This is a genomic window from Exiguobacterium sp. UBA3491 (assembly GCF_002377745.1).
Lineage (GTDB): Bacteria > Bacillota > Bacilli > Exiguobacteriales > Exiguobacteriaceae > Exiguobacterium_A.
On sequence record NZ_DFQK01000015.1, the window covers coordinates 1 to 15,930 of the forward strand.

Sequence of the window (15,930 nt, forward strand, 5' to 3'; positions counted from 1 at the left end):
CCAACTTTTATGGGGCAGTTCACCGCTATCTCCCCTCTTAGTTTGATCTATTACAGTCGTTTACGATCGTCACGTTCTACGTCCGTTCTCGTATCTGTACCTTCATCAATATCTGCTTCCTCGCGTCGTACCGTTTCAGATACAGTTTCTGTATCTCGCACTTTACGTTTTCCAACAACAATTTCTTCAGAGACTACATCTTCTTTTGATACTACTACCTTTTCTTCTGAAAGCGGTACGTGGATGGAGTCGTTCTCATCTACAAAAGCATCTGTTCCCGACGCATTATGATCCACTTTACGCCGTTCCACATAAACTTCTTCCCTCTCTACCGGCACCTCGATCGATTGTTGATCTTCGACTACGTGTTTACTGACGTTTACTTCCCCTGTTTGCACTCTTTCTTTATCTACATTTAACCGTTCTTCATGCAGGCGAAGGCGTTCTTCTTCTGTATCACTGTTCGTTTCAGTAACGCCAGTCCGATCTGTCCGGGAAAGAGAGCCCTTATCAGAGAGATGGTCGTTGTGATCCCGATTTGCTTCGACTCCCGTGCGATCATATTGATTATCGTTTACTCCAGAAGTTTGATTGTAGCTTTGATTATGCTTTTCGTAAGAATCGCCATAGTCGCTGTCTACATATAAAACCAGCTTGCCGCTTTCTACCTGACGACGGTATTCTTCTGATTCATCATGCGATAAGCCCATTCCGCGGAATGCTTCCGTAGAAGAGTCGTCTGAAAAGGCAGCCATGAATTTCCCCATAAATCCTTGGTGCTCTTGTTCACCGGCAGTATCTACATTGACGTTTGTCTGATTCTCTACCATGGAGAAGGAATGTTTATCTTGAGCCACGACATACATATCTCTTTCGTCATATCCCTGCGCTTTCAATTCGTTTACTTTACTCAGTACTTCCGCTTGGGTATTAAATACTTGGATAAATGTATCTTCTTTTCTTGTCATGATCTCTTCCTCCTTTTTAATAAATGCCACAAAAAATAATAATTAGCTCTTGAAAATCAATCTTATATGCCAACAGTTTGAATTTCCCCTACTTTTTTTCTGATTAAACCTGATTTTTTTGTACATCTTTTTTAATTATTGAAGTCTTTTTGGAATGTATTAATCCTATTTACTAGAGCATGTTCATTATTAAAGTTTTTCCTGTTTAAAACGTTTTAGTCATGCTACGCAACAAGAAAAGACCCTTACCTACGAAGTAAAAGCCGTTTCAATAAACGTACGATGTTGTATGTGCGCCATAATAGCAATCATTACGGTGTTCCTGTAAAGTCTTTCAAACCCTGTCCCCGGAATTATACGATAATATTTTTATTGATATGAAAAACAAAGACAGCCACATCATAGCATGGTCAAATTTATGATTGAACCCTAAAAACGAAATTTAACTACTTACTTTATCTGAAGGTTCGGAATTAAAAACTTTTTTGATGACTATTCGTTACTATTTCAAATCAAGTCTAATGTTAAATACCGTACTTTTAAAGTAATCGGATAATAATCCCTCTCCTTTAAAACGATCCTCTAATACGTTTTGTATCTGTTGTAATTCGTTTTCACGTGTTCCGTAAGTATTTGAGAATGACCCGAGATAAGAATAAGCATAAATCTGTTCATCTGGACATAATTCATGAGCACGTCGTAACATGGATGCGCCTTTTTCTTCCCACTCGTTGTACTCTCCAAAATAATAAGGAGTCATCGAAATCATATAACCAAAACACCATAGAAAGTCCTCATGGTTCATAAAATAACGTAAACCATCGTATGTAACTTCCTTTAGTAAAGATTCTAATTCCTCAATATCTATATCGTTCTCTGTAATTCCTAATGGTCCGTGTTCAAAGGTGACGTACCAACAAAAAAAGCCCAGTCGAATGACTGTTTTGAGATCTTCGGGATGTTGTCTCCAAGAATTCAAAAGATAGCGTTTAGCTTCATTCCATTTTTCTAGTTTTTCTAATTGATCAACTTCAGTCCATGTCCAGTCTATCATAAGGCAATATCCCTCTTTTCCATTAGATGATGTATTCCATAATACAGGAAGAGTCCACGCATCTCAGCAAACTAGAGCTAAAGTATCTAAATTCGTTGGTTCAGTGTAAAATCGTCCAACAGTTACATGAATTTGATCACAAAAAAGCCCCCTCTCATTCACAAATCATGTGAACAAAAGAGAGCTTCATTTTGAAATAAAGTGGTTGAAGGTGAAACAGACTTCCTTTCACCTGTCCCATTTAAAACATTCGTACGAAAAGCTTCATGAGACGAATTCTATCAGCAAGTCTAGTACTTATTCCCACTCTACTGCCAGTTAGACTGTCTAACCTTTGATATAGCGGCTTTTTTAGAGTCAACATACCATTTTGGCGGGGATTTTGGCGGGGCATCTTTTTTTAATGCTTGATTGCCATTAAAAGATATTTTCGTTTTTTCCGCTGTATTAATTTTGATATTACCAGCCATAAGCTCAGCAACATTTTCATCAGCACCACTCCACAAGTGAGCGTAATGCTTTAGTGTAATTTCGGGGCTAGAGTGTCCCAACCTCCGTGATAGAAGTAAAACTGAAACATTAAATTCATTAATCAGATAAGAAGCATTACTATGCCTTAATCCTTTACCTTGAATTTTCTTTACACCTGCAAGAGTAGAATATCTCTCTATGATTCTACCTATCGTTGATTTAATCATTAGTAGACTATCATAAGTGAAGATGAAATCAGTTTCTTTTCCTAATCCAATAGATTCTTGGCGTTTTCGCCAATCTTTTAAAATTTTTATTGTATCAGCATCTATTGAAATTATTCTTTTTCCATCTGCCGTTTTTGTATAAGCATTCCTAACCCAATCTTTACGACTTTTCAACACAATCATATGATGAACTCTTATACGCTTATTTTTGAAATCTATATCATTCCACCAAAGAGCTGTCCCTCATTTACTCGAACACCTGTCATATAGTAAAGCCACAACATGACAAAATTCAAATGTTCATAAAAATCGGAGATACAGATTTGAGAAATGATAGATTCAAATTCATTTTTTGTCCAGTAAGGTATAATCGCTTTTCCTTTTGGTATAGGTTTTGCCTTTTTAAAAATATTAAATTCTAAATAGCCCATTTCAACAGCATAATCTAGACTCTTGCGAAACATACCAAATACCAAACTAGCATAGGACTGTGCATATCCCGATCCATTACTTTTTTTATCAGTAAGTAACCAAATACGAAAATTTTGAATATCTTCCATTGTGAAATTTCTTTAAACATTGATAATTTATAATAATCTCACCCAAAAGTAATCGTTACAATATTAACATTATACTAGAATTTTCTGATTTTTTTATACTAGAAAAAGCTAAATAAATACATATAAAAAGCATCCTCACCATTATGGCAAAGATGCTTTGACAACTATCATCAACCTTAATTAACTATTCAATTTCACAATAATATCATTTATAATCTCTTCAATTTCATCCAAAGAAACTAAATACCATTCTTTAGGATTCTCATTTTTTCCGTTTGCTGTTGGGACAGCAATTTGTATTTGCTTATCTTCAAATCTATGATGAATGACTGTTTCTAGCTGCCGACCACTGAAATTCTGAACTTCCCATGTTGCAACAATTTTCACTGGAGCATATAAGTAAGTAGATTCATTTTCAGCATTAGCAATCCGCTTTTCAACACTTCCACTAGCAAAACCAATCTTATAAAGATTTTTATACTTTGATATTTCAGGATTTGAACTAATAGATTTGACTACATAAATATATCCAGTAGTTATATATTCAGCAGCTCTTTCTTCAACAGTAGTTTCTCCCATTACATCACTCATTACTTCAGTTACCATTCGACCATGACGAGTTTTATCAAAGAGATTCGATGCAAATGACCTCAATAAAATAGCTTTATTTTCGGTTCCATTTTCATAAATAAGATGAAGCTTTGCGTTACGATAACCATTTTTATCTGTATAATAATCACCTATTGATAGAACATAAAGTAGAATTCCATTATCAATATAAAATTTACCTGGCATAATATTTTTTTCAGTATCTACAGGTATTATTTTTCGAGTGCCATTTGCAATCTCTTTTTGAACAAGTTTAAATAGCGCCTCATATCGTTCAAAATGGCTAGCTCGTTTCCGAACACTGTATTTATCAGCCGCATTGATTGTTCTTTTATATCTCGACAAATCGAGTAGTGAATCAACTTTATCTTTTTTCTCAAAAAGTGTGTCATCATTAAGAATATCGTCAAGAGATTCAGGTGGTTTTATCGAATTTTCTAAAACTGAATTTTTGCTATCAAGCAAATTTAGTTCATCAATCTCAGCTAGCTTCTTTATCATTTCTGGCTTATCACGATAGCCTTTAAGTCTGGAAAATAATTTTCTTTCGGTCATATTCCGAGATTTTTCTGGTTCTTTTCCATCATGATTTTTTATCCATTTGATAATCTCTTGAAATTTTTCAAATTCTGGGTCAATTCGCTTAACCTGTTTCTTAGGAGTTTCAGCTATTAGTTCATCAAAAATTGGATCCGAAAAGATATCATCAAGATTGAGTTTGTCCATCTTGTCTCTCTCTCCTTAATTGCTCCAAACGTAATAAAGCATATGCTAATCTTTGCTCATATTGGTCTGAGCTATACTTATCAGGAATTCTTCCATTTTCATTTTTAAATTGAACAATTTGAGGATACAACAAAACTAATTCATCTTCAGAAAAAGTAAATTTTATACCATCCATATAATCTTGAATAAATCGTAACGTTGGTGCATCTATCTCTTTTGAAATCACCTCATAAGCACGTTGGAAAGGATTCACTTCATCAATTAAATCAATGGCAATTTCATCAATATTGATAAATTTATTTGCCATTTTGAGGAATTGTTTTCCGCTAGTTCCTTCTTCACGCTCAGCAGATTGAATAACAGATTGTGCAACCAAGTGCTGACGTACCTCCTCAGTCTCTTCATTTGATAAATCAGGGTAGGTATTCATTATTACACGGGGGATAAGTTGTTTGTTAATTACTTTCGCTTCTACACCAGCAGCAATAGCTTGCTGAATTTGGCCGTCTTGTAAAACAGTCGCTTTCAGATCATTCAAATCGTTTTGAATAATACCTTTTGAACGATTAGTACTTGGCTCCTTTAAACCTTTGATAAAAATATCAGCTTCATTTGATTTTTGATTATCATTATCCTTACGCTTAAATTTAAAGGTAGGAGCCAATACAGATTCCATCAAAAGACTTGCAGTGATTGCCTTCATGACATTATTAACTGCAAACATAACCTCATCATCTTGAGCATCTGGTTGAGCAATTAAATTGATAAATTGGGCATGAGTTTTATTTGAACTATCTCGAGTCACGCGACCAATAATTTGCACAATTTCCATTAATGAATTACGACATCCGATTGTTAAAGCATATTCTGCAAAGGGCCAATCAAATCCCTCTTTTGCCATACCAAGTGCAATAATAATATCCAAGTCATCAATTTTAGACATATTTCGAATATATTCTTGAACCTTTTCACGACCACCCTCATTAACTAAATCTGCAATTTTTAATACTCTTCCAGATTCTTCAGTTACTAGCCAAAGTCCTAAATTTCCATCGAATTTTGCATCACCTAATTCTTCAAGAATACGGTCAACTTCATCATATTTATCTTTGGTAGATTCCCCAGAATTTACATTTGGAATATGAATAATTGTTTTCTTTGAAGTATCTAAAACCTCTGAAAGTGCATCCGTATAGCGTCCTCTATAGAAGCTGTAGCCCATGGCAAAGCTCTTTAGATATTTATAACCTTCAAGTTGTTCATAATAAGTATAAGTTACTTTATCAAATTTTTGCTCGTCAGCAGGTTTCAAAATCGGGACAGAATCTCCTCGAAAATAGGAGCCAGTCATCGCAACGATATGAGCAGAAGAATTCCCCATAATAATACGCAACGCATTGCCGAGAACAGAATTATCATCTTGTGATATATGGTGAAACTCATCAATGGCAAGTAATACATTATCAAAGTCCGAATCATTTAATTTTTCAAAAGCAAAACGTAAAGTCGCGTGGGTACAAACTATGATATTATCTTCTAAGTTTGTTGAACGTATAAAATCAATGAACCGTGACACTTTACTTTGACTTGTTCCACGGTCTGTGAGATTATTTTTTGGATTAATAACCCAATCAGAAAAAAATCCAAATTTTTCTAACTCTGTAGATTGAAAGGATTTTCCTATAGAACGTTCTGGAACTGCAATAATTGCTTTTTTTATACCTTGATTTGTAAGCTTATCCAAAGTCACAAACATCAAAGCACGTGATTTCCCTGATGCAGGGGGAGCTTTAACTAATAGATATTGTGAAGCACGTTTCTCATAGACACGTGCCTGCATTTCACGCATCCCTAATGCATTTGTATTTTGGCTTTGCCCCGTACCATTATAATTAATTTCAAAAATATTTGATGTCATTTTTTCTCCTCACTTACCATTTCTTGATAAAGTTTCAACAATACACTCAATCGTTCCTCATCAGATTTGAAAGATTCTTGCTTATAAGCACGCTCCACAATGCCGTCAATTTTTTTGTGTGCTTCACGTAATCTTGCGTTCATTGGTTTATTCGCACCTCCATAAAGCTCAGCAAGAGTACCCCCTTCTTCTTCACGGACATCTAGCATATCTAAAACAGCTTCTTCAAGGATATTTTTGCGATTTGTTGACAGCTTAGGAATTGGAAAAGTATTATAAACCATTCCTGCAGAATAGCGATAATCTGTTTTCAACCTTCCACCAACTGCGCGAAGCCAAGTCATATGCATACGAGATTCTAAGATTCCAAGTAACCAGATTGGGGCGTCGTATAACACAAATGTTGCATAAGATGGGATTATTTCTGAATCTATAATTGCAATAGGTAGATACTCCCTAGATTCAGAAGAAACTACAGGGATAATGAATCCCTGGCCCTCTTGATATCTAATCTCACCAAATGCATATGGAGTTTTAGCCTGTAGTTTTGTAACTTCTCTTTTACTACTTAATCGATATTCTTTTACTTTTTCAATTCTGTTATTTATAAATGGGATGTTATGTGCAGCAGGTAAATTTTCTTCTGAAATCCATAGACAATATTTATAAGTTCCATTAATAATGTCGTCAGCACTAACATACTTTTTGAAAAATATTTTTGTTTCAGGAATTTTAGAAACAATTTCTTCATATTCAGATATTGAAAATGTTAAAAATCCACCATCATAAGCACCATTTCCTTTTTGCATTTTAGAGAAGCCAGAAAATTGAACTGTGCTATTTTCAACAAGAATAATTTCCCCAAAACTTAAATAAGGTGTAATATTAGGCACTTCAATACTCTTTTCCTCTGAAAGTAGGTATTTGCTGGAATTATCATCCTTTGAAGCTATCCCAATTATTGCTACAGTTACGCCAGCATTATTACTGGCATTGTTATTCCATTTAAAAGAATTATATGCAAAACAAATCTCTATATTGTAGGAAAGTAGTTTTTTCCATAAAATTGGAACTTGTTCCCCTTGAGTTATCGAGTTCGTTGTTACAAATGCAAATTTATTTTTTGTATTTTCAACGAATTTCACACCTAGTAAAAACCAGGCACTTATATAATCAAGTTTTTTAAATGATTGAACCCCTTGGAAAATGGCACTCATATCCTTTTTATTTTCCTCAGTCTGATTTCTAGATCCTATATAAGGTGGATTCCCCATAATATAAACTTCTTCATTAGTCTCATGAGGAACAACTAGATTCCAATCCATACGTAAGGCATTACCGTGTACGATATTCCCTGATTCTTGAAGTGGTAGAATTCTAGGTTGATAATCTGCTAAAGATTCCATCATTTCTACATTCATTTGATGTTCAGCAATATACAGAGAAAGCCTAGCTACCTCATGTGCGAAGTCGTCAAGTTCAATGCCTGAGAATTGGTTTAGCTTAATCTTAGATTGCTTAAGTAATTCTCCTTGATAAGCATCCTTTTCATTTAATGCTTCCTGAACTTCACTAATTTTAAGAAGGATTTGGATTTCAAGTCTGCGAAGTTCTTTGTAAGTAATAATCAAAAAGTTTCCTGAACCACAGGCAGGGTCTAAAAACTTAATTTTACTCATTCGCTCAAGCAAGCTGTTCAGTTGTTTAATAATATCTCGTTGTTGTTCACGTCTTTGTTTTTCAGTAATCTCACGTTCAAGATAATCATCAGCTCGATCTGATAAACGTTGATATTCAGTTTGGAGATTATCCAAAAATAGCGGTTTAATGACTTTCAGGATATTAGGTACGCTCGTATAGTGCATACCTGAAACTTGGCGTTCTTCTTTATTTGCAACAGTTTGAATCATTGCCCCTAAAATATCGGGATTGATTTCATTCCAGTTAAGCAATTCACCTGCTTCGATAAGTAGTTTTCGGGTTAAAGTACTGAAATTTAAGTCATGATGTGGTACTTTAAAAAGTTTACCATTAACATATGGAAATTTTTTCAGCCATTCAGGCGTATCGTGTCTTTGGTTTTCAGGCACATCTAAAATTGAAAATAATTCTTTGATGACTGAATTTAGATTACTTCCATCGATTTCAGTCCTTGTTTTAAGGATATTAGTAAAAGAGCCTTTAGTAATAATTTCTGTATCTTCAGAGAAGTACAAGAAAAGGGAACGAATTAGAAAAAGGTTAAAGGATTTGCCGTCAACTTCCTCTTTTGCAAGCTCCGGATTAATCTTAACCAATTCATCATAAAGTTTTGTGAAACGCTCAGCTGCTTTAATATCTGCCGGATTTTCTTTTTGGTATTCTACTTTCTCAATCCCATTCCATGCAAGAAAAAACTCTGCAAAAGTTGGCAAATCTTCAAAGTGAATAGCTAGTGAATCATTTGTTTTTGTATCTTTTGCATAAAGCATTTCAAAATCAGTTGTGATAAGGTAGCGAGGCTTTTGATTTTGAGGTAATATTTCCTGCTCGATTTCATCAATAGCTTGCAGTGGGTCATTTTCAACTTTTCGATAACGAACTTTATTACGTATCAAAAAATCTCCCTCACTTGATTTAGCACGTGTGATACTTGTTTTAGGAATATCAAAAAGTCCTAAAAGTTCTTCAATAAAAGTCTCTTCATTTAAATTTTCAATTATTATTTTAACTCTATCTTCAATTTCTGTGATAGATAATAAATTTTTCTTTGGCATTTGATTTACATTCCTTTACTCAGCTAGTATTAATACTATTATAGCAAATTTATAAGTTATCCTAGTATTGATAGCAGGGCTAGTAAAATTATATTCAGAGATAACAAAAAATGCTTTTATCACTAAATGATAAAAGCATTTTCTTACATACCCAGTTTTGGCGGGGATTCTGGCGGGGAACCAATTTAATTTAACTTTAATTAACCTTCCTATAATTCGTAAACCCCCATTAAATCAGCATAAAAACTTCAATTTTATTTTATTTATTATTCCCACTCAATCGTTGACGGTGGTTTCGACGTCACATCGTACAGGACGCGGTTAACGTTCTGGACTTCGTTGACGATCCGGACCGAGATCTTCTCAAGCACGTCCCATGGGATACGTGCCCAGTCTGAAGTCATCCCGTCAATTGACGTAACAGCGCGGATTCCGACAGCATAGTCGTATGTCCGCTCATCGCCCATGACACCAACCGAACGGATTGGAGGAAGGACTGTGAAGTATTGCCAGATTTCGCGCTCGAGTCCTGCTTTTTTAATCTCATCACGAAGAATGAAATCAGATTCACGAACGATTTCGAGTTTTTCATCTGTGATTTCACCAAGGACACGAATTCCGAGACCTGGTCCTGGGAACGGCTGACGCCACACGATTTCATCAGAAAGACCGAGTTCTTTCCCAAGTTCACGAACTTCATCCTTGAACAACGTGTTGATCGGTTCGATCAATTCAAACTGCATGTCTTCCGGCAGTCCACCGACGTTGTGGTGTGATTTGATTGTTTGTGCCGTATCCGTACCACTCTCGATGATATCCGTATAGAGTGTACCTTGCGCAAGGAAGTCCATATCCGTTAGTTTCGAAGCTTCTTCGTCGAAGACGTAGACGAACTCGTTGCCGATGATTTTACGTTTCTGCTCTGGATCTGAGATACCACGGAGTTTGTCGAGGAAACGGTCCTGGGCATCAATCTTGATGACGTTCATGTGGAAGTGATCCGCGAATGTCTTCATGACGCTCTCCGCTTCACCCTTACGCAATAAACCGTGATCGACGAACATACATGTCAATTGATCACCGATTGCTTTGTGAATCAAGGCTGCGACGACAGACGAGTCGACACCACCTGAAAGGGCACAGAGGACTTTTTTGTCGCCGACTTGTTCTTGAATCTTCGCTACTTCGATTTCAATGAAGTTCTCCATTGACCAGTCGCCTGCACATTTACAGACTTCAAAGAGGAAGTTCTTGAGCAATTCTTTTCCAAAGACCGTATGGTTTACTTCTGGGTGATACTGCACACCATACATTTTCAACTCTTCGTTCTTGATCGAAGCGATTGGACATGACACGTTCGTCCCATCAATGACGAATCCGTTTGGCACAGATGTAACGAGGTCACTGTGACTCATCCAGACCGTTTGTTCTAGCGGTAAGTTCGCATACATCGGTGACGGGTCTTGTAACGTCAATGTGGCTTTTCCATATTCACGATGTCCCGCACGTTCCACTGTTCCGCCGAAATGTTGTGACATGAGCTGCATGCCGTAACAGATTCCGAAGATTGGAATACCGAGGTCGAAGATTTCCGGGTCACACCGGTACGCATCCTCTGCGTAGACGCTACGTGGACCACCCGAGAAGATGATACCAGCAGGTGCGATTTCTTTTACTTCAGCTGCAGTGATTTTATGCGAATGCAATTCACTGTAGACACCAAGGTCCCGAATACGACGTGTGATCAATTGATTGTACTGTCCTCCAAAATCGAGGACGAGAATCATTTCCTGGTCCAAATGTGCTTCCAAATCTGTTCCCGCCTTTCTGATTTCATGCGTACCCTATGAAAAAAGCCCACTCTTCGCCCATGGATAAAATGGAAAAAGAGCAGGCCGCTTCACAAAAAAATGTATACGAAGGGTCTGCTCCTTCATAGTCAGGTCGTTTAAGGTGACCCGGTAGAGACTCTCGCGCCATATTCGCGAGTATATACAAAGGAGATTGCATGTGTGTGATTTACGTTGTTCCCATTGTACCTGTATCGTTTCGTAAATATCAACCCTCTACATGACGAATGATATTTTCGAAATATTCACGTTTTTTCTCAGCCGACAATGATTCTCCACCATAAACCATCCGCTCGTAAGCATCCGTCAACGGTCGCATCGCGTACGTCTCGTAGTACCCATCGACTTCGTACGCCAGTTCCGCAAGCGTCCGACCATCTTGATAATGGAATCCTTTTTTATCAAGACGTCGCAAGAGATACCGGTACATCCGTCGGAATCCTTCCGGTCGTTCAATCTGTCTCCGGAAGAAGAGAATCGCGAGTGTTCGAATGATTGGTTTTCGGAACAGGTAGAGGAACAAGAGAGCGAGTGCCGTCAGGAAGATTGGCCAAAATGGAATTGACTTCTGCTCCGTCTGTCCAGTGCTAGTCGTCTGTTCTTCATCAAGAAGATTTTCTTGAGGACGATTTGGCGTCGTTGTCTCCGTATTATCTTCTGTCTCACGTTGCGGATTTGCTTGTTCCGTCTCGTTGTTCGTTTCCCGATCGATCGTATATTGTCCTACTCCATCGAAACTGACTGTCGGTTCAAGCGGTACCCAGCCTGGTCCTTCAATGTAAACTTCGACCCACGAATGGGCATTTTTATTGCGTACTGTATAACTCGTTACGGCAGCTCCGATGACGTCGGATTCGCCCCCCGTGAATCCTTTCACCCAGCGTGCGGGTAACCCAGCTGCCCGAAGTAACACAGTGGCTGACGTCGAGAAGTTATCACAGTATCCGAGTTTCGTCTCGAACAGAAACTGATCGACGTAATCCTGATTTTCTTTCGGTACAGCAACATCTTCTGTATTGTATTCAAAGTTTTCTTCTTCGAAATAATTTTCAATCGCCCGTGCTTTGTCCCATGGTGTTTTTTTGTTTTCAACGATTTGATTCGCTAAATCACGGACACGTTGCGGTAAACCTTCCGGCAGTTGTAGATACCGCTCCGTTTCATTCTCAGACAAATTGACGGGTTCATCTGTCTGGAGCTGTTCTTCCGTAAAGAGTGGGTACGAATAGTCGATTCGATAGTTTCGTTGACGATCCGCCTCGTCGAGATACGAAATTTTTTGATTCTCGAGGTCAACCAACACATTTTGTCGTTGCTGATTCACTTCGACCCTTACATTGTCACCGTTATATGGCACGAATGGTAATTCACGCGCCATTTCAAATGTTGCTGTCTCTTCGCGGGTCTTGACCTCTGTACCGAAGGTCGAGAAAAAACCACGTCCATCGACTTCAGGGTTTGACTCCGACAAGATCCAACCTTTTCCGGTATAAATATCTTTTGTTTCAACGCGCCAATAGCGGTTTCCTTCACTTTCGACTTGGAAGACTTCTCGGTCGTCCATCTGGAATGGTCCTCCAAGTTGTTCATCGTTGTTACCGTATCCGACCTTTTGAATCGCATTTGTCGGCTCTCCTTCCCCTTCAAGACCCGACGTCAAATCGTACCAACTGTCTTGCCATGTCGCATTGATGACAGGACTTTGGACAGCAACGACGATGACAGCTCCCATGATGAATAATGCGCTCAGTGGGCGTACGTAGGAAGCACGCGGTCGTTCATTGACCTCCGTCGCATACAGCAATACCAAAGACAAGATGATCGGATAAAGAATGAACGTCTCTCCCGAGTAATCCGTCCAGGTATCGCAATAGGCGATGAACCCGATGACTCCGAAAGCAAGTCCGAAGACGAACCCACGATTCGGGAACGTCCGACGCGCGAGATAAGCGATCAAGAAACTGATCAAACCAATCGACAGCGCAAAGGCTGGTCGTCCCGGTAATTCACCATTGATGACACTTCGAATATCCGAGCTGATTTCCGTAAAAATTCCCCACGGTGCGGAACCCGGTGTCAAAATCAAGTAGAACGACAATAGTAGTCCCGCGAGACTGCCAAGTAAGAAGTAACGTCGCGCGAGATGCGATAACAGTAAAGGCAGGAACAGCATCGGTAAGAAGGACCAAAGATGTTCGAATGTCGTCAGTTCGAGAAGTGGTGGCATGAAACAAGACAAAAGGGCTGCTGCGATGGCGTTCCAGATTAATCGTCGTATCATCGCACTCCCCTCCGTTCTGGTGTATAGACATGAACGGTGGCTTCTTGATTAATCTTCGAAATCCATAGTTCATTGTTCGATTCAAGATCCGGTGTGATGAAGAGGACGTTCCCGCTCAATCGAAGCGCCTTAGACGAGTATTCCCATGACTCGATGAACGTTCGCGCCCGACTCGGTTGCGCCGTCATCAGGTAATGCGTCAGTTTCGCTCCTTCAAGTGGTAACGACAATGATTGAACGGCATGCCCGACGAGATGGATCCGATAGCTCAGTCGTCGTTTGTTCAACTGATCCGTCGTTTCTGCGAGCATCGAGATGACACGTTCGAAGGCTTCACCCGCCTCCGTTCCCTCATCAAAGACGATCGTCGTCTCCCGTTCTTGCTCTCGTTCGAACGTCTTCGTCATCAACCCTTGGCGTTTCGCTGTCGCTTTCCAGTCAATCTGATTCATCCGATCCCCACTGACGTATTCCCGGACCCCGACGACGGTAAAGGACGACTGGCGAAGATCAAGTGACACCGGTGAGATTCCCCCATCGCCACGGTCTTCCTCATGGGGAAGCTGAACGGCAAGGCGCGCTGGTTCAATCGCAAGATACGTCTCGACCGGAAACATCCGCTTCCGCTTGAATAACCCGAATGGATCCGTGATTTCGACGATACAGCCTGGAATCTGATACACCCCTCGACGAATCGATGGTATCGTGTAATCGATTTGCTCCGTCTTCCGGTAATGGGCTCGGAGTGGACGGCTAATATCGAGTTTTTCTTCACTGAGTTCGTTCGGAATCACCTCCGTCACTTCGACGGCTCCGACGAGAAACGGAAAACGTCGACGAACCCGTAAGGAAACCGGGATATCGGTTCCAGCAACGAGCATCTTGTTCGATACTTCGCGTGTCGCAAGTGCCTGCGTGACGGGCCAAACGAGGAAGAGAGTCCAGTAGACGGTCAAACCAGCCATGACGTAAAACAGCAAGGAAGCGACATTTCCGCCATCAACGCGCGCATATGCCCATAAGGCTGCCGTCGTCAAAAGTAATACAGCGTAACGCCAACCAATTTGCCACTTCGTCATAGGGACTCCACGTCTTGTTGGATGGGTACAGCAACCTCTTTTTTGATCTGTTCCAAAATCCGTTCCGACGATTGACCGTGATAACGCGCATCCGCTGTCAAAATCAGGCGGTGTGACAGGACTGGAATCAAGAGATGTTTAACATCATCCGGCAAAACGAAACTGCGTCCTTCCATGTACGCCCACGCTTGCGCGACCTTCATCAAGGCGATCGAAGAACGAGGACTCGCGCCGAGGTAGAGTGACCCATTCGTCCGTGTCGCTTGAACGAGATGGACGATATATTTTTTGACAGGCTGTGAGACATGAACGTTCTTGACGTCTTCTTTCATCTGGAGCAATTGCTCGCGACCAATTACAGCTTCGAGTGTTTCGATTGGTTCATCCCGTTCAAAACGCGTGAGCAACTTCATTTCTTGCTGGAAATCAGGATAACCCATTTTGACTTTGACGAGAAAACGGTCGAGTTGTGCTTCTGGTAACGGATACGTTCCTTCATGTTCAATCGGGTTTTGTGTCGCCATGACGAAAAAGGGATTCGGAAGCGTATGAATCTCACCATCGACGGTGACGTTCGCTTCCGCCATTCCCTCGAGTAAGGCAGATTGAGTTTTTGGTGATGTTCGGTTGATCTCATCGGCTAAGACGATGTTTCCCATTAAAGGACCCGGTCTATATTCGAACTGGCTTGTTTTCTGATTATACATCGATACACCCGTCAAATCTGACGGAAGTAGGTCTGGCGTGAACTGAACACGTTTGAAGGTCAACCCGATCGATCGGCTGAACGCACGGACGAGCATCGTCTTCCCGACTCCCGGTACGTCTTCTAATAGAACGTGACCGCCCGCTAGTAATGCTGCCAATGATTGTGTGATGACATCTTCCTTACCGATGATGACTTTCTCTACGTTGTCGATAATCGCTTGAATCTCCTTAGTGTATGTTCGCATTGTCAGGCCCCTTGCTCTCGTAGTAGTTGAATTTTCTGACTTTTTATATCATCTCATATTCCGCTACGCTTTTAAAGAAATACGAGCAGTTTCAAGCACGTGAAAAAGGGGGAACGCGGTAGCGTTTCCCCCTTATTTGTTTCAGGAACGAACACATGCCGTGATCCGTTCTTGAACCGTGCAGTTGCACGTAAAACACGAATACTTCCGTGTCAATGGACAACGTTCGTCAAGTCCGGTGATCCTCTTCTTTCAGAAGCGACATGCGATCGTTCCCTCTACATTGGTAATCATTCATGTGCATCACCATCCTTTCATATATTGAATATTACCGAATATGTTATAAACGAAACGTCGAATTTTAATTATTTTTTTCGATAACGCGCATACGTTGTCGCGAGTGCGACCGCAAGGACCAGCCCTTTGATGATATTCAACGAATAGTATGGAACAGACAGCATGACGAGACCATTTTCAA

At 39.8% G+C, this 15,930-nt stretch carries 9 protein-coding genes, 1 pseudogene and 1 riboswitch; all 10 genes and pseudogenes read right to left on the bottom strand.

Annotated features, from left to right (window positions below):
* Nucleotides 1–50: 50 nt before the first annotated feature.
* The gene (locus B4F99_RS04935) at nucleotides 51–968 is read right to left on the bottom strand and encodes a DUF2382 domain-containing protein (RefSeq protein WP_290755735.1); all 918 of its coding nucleotides are present in this window, start codon (nucleotides 966–968) and stop codon (nucleotides 51–53) included.
* A gap of 502 nt (nucleotides 969–1,470) precedes the next feature.
* Nucleotides 1,471–2,022, bottom strand: a complete 552-nt coding sequence (locus tag B4F99_RS04940) for a hypothetical protein (protein ID WP_290755737.1) — start codon at nucleotides 2,020–2,022, stop codon at nucleotides 1,471–1,473.
* Between the two features lie 308 nt (nucleotides 2,023–2,330).
* Nucleotides 2,331–3,277 (bottom strand): annotated as a pseudogene (locus B4F99_RS04945) (tyrosine-type recombinase/integrase); the annotation flags it as partial.
* A 183-nt stretch (nucleotides 3,278–3,460) separates the two neighbouring features.
* On the bottom strand, nucleotides 3,461–4,615 hold the full coding sequence (locus tag B4F99_RS04950) for a GIY-YIG nuclease family protein (protein ID WP_290755739.1): 1,155 nt from the start codon (nucleotides 4,613–4,615) through the stop codon (nucleotides 3,461–3,463).
* Nucleotides 4,596–6,533: a DEAD/DEAH box helicase gene (locus B4F99_RS04955; RefSeq protein ID WP_290755741.1), complete on the bottom strand. Its 1,938-nt coding sequence runs from the start codon at nucleotides 6,531–6,533 to the stop codon at nucleotides 4,596–4,598. The genes B4F99_RS04950 and B4F99_RS04955 overlap by 20 nt, the downstream gene beginning before the upstream one ends.
* Nucleotides 6,530–9,289: a DNA methyltransferase gene (locus B4F99_RS04960; protein ID WP_290755742.1), complete on the bottom strand. Its 2,760-nt coding sequence runs from the start codon at nucleotides 9,287–9,289 to the stop codon at nucleotides 6,530–6,532. The genes B4F99_RS04955 and B4F99_RS04960 overlap by 4 nt, the downstream gene beginning before the upstream one ends.
* A gap of 266 nt (nucleotides 9,290–9,555) precedes the next feature.
* Nucleotides 9,556–11,076, bottom strand: a complete 1,521-nt coding sequence (gene guaA, locus B4F99_RS04965; RefSeq protein ID WP_052019142.1) for a glutamine-hydrolyzing GMP synthase — start codon at nucleotides 11,074–11,076, stop codon at nucleotides 9,556–9,558.
* A gap of 129 nt (nucleotides 11,077–11,205) precedes the next feature.
* Nucleotides 11,206–11,307: riboswitch (purine riboswitch) on the bottom strand.
* A 40-nt stretch (nucleotides 11,308–11,347) separates the two neighbouring features.
* Nucleotides 11,348–13,420, bottom strand: a complete 2,073-nt coding sequence (locus B4F99_RS04970) for a transglutaminaseTgpA domain-containing protein (RefSeq protein WP_290755743.1) — start codon at nucleotides 13,418–13,420, stop codon at nucleotides 11,348–11,350.
* Entirely contained in the window at nucleotides 13,417–14,499 is a 1,083-nt protein-coding gene (locus B4F99_RS04975) for a DUF58 domain-containing protein (protein ID WP_290755745.1), read from the bottom strand. The genes B4F99_RS04970 and B4F99_RS04975 overlap by 4 nt, the downstream gene beginning before the upstream one ends.
* Nucleotides 14,496–15,452, bottom strand: coding sequence for an AAA family ATPase (locus B4F99_RS04980; protein WP_035410946.1), 957 nt, complete (start codon nucleotides 15,450–15,452; stop codon nucleotides 14,496–14,498). The genes B4F99_RS04975 and B4F99_RS04980 overlap by 4 nt, the downstream gene beginning before the upstream one ends.
* Nucleotides 15,453–15,930 lie beyond the last annotated feature (478 nt).

Bases quoted from the DNA above. Each gene is read 5' to 3' on its own strand.
- B4F99_RS04935 (WP_290755735.1), bottom strand. From the start codon at position 968: ATGACAAGAAAAGAAGATACATTTATCCAAGTATTTAATACCCAAGCG.
- B4F99_RS04940 (WP_290755737.1), bottom strand. From the start codon at position 2,022: ATGATAGACTGGACATGGACTGAAGTTGATCAATTAGAAAAACTAGAA.
- B4F99_RS04950 (WP_290755739.1), bottom strand. From the start codon at position 4,615: ATGGACAAACTCAATCTTGATGATATCTTTTCGGATCCAATTTTTGAT.
- B4F99_RS04955 (WP_290755741.1), bottom strand. From the start codon at position 6,533: ATGACATCAAATATTTTTGAAATTAATTATAATGGTACGGGGCAAAGC.
- B4F99_RS04960 (WP_290755742.1), bottom strand. From the start codon at position 9,289: ATGCCAAAGAAAAATTTATTATCTATCACAGAAATTGAAGATAGAGTT.
- guaA (WP_052019142.1), bottom strand. From the start codon at position 11,076: ATGATTCTCGTCCTCGATTTTGGAGGACAGTACAATCAATTGATCACA.
- B4F99_RS04970 (WP_290755743.1), bottom strand. From the start codon at position 13,420: ATGATACGACGATTAATCTGGAACGCCATCGCAGCAGCCCTTTTGTCT.
- B4F99_RS04975 (WP_290755745.1), bottom strand. From the start codon at position 14,499: ATGACGAAGTGGCAAATTGGTTGGCGTTACGCTGTATTACTTTTGACG.
- B4F99_RS04980 (WP_035410946.1), bottom strand. From the start codon at position 15,452: ATGCGAACATACACTAAGGAGATTCAAGCGATTATCGACAACGTAGAG.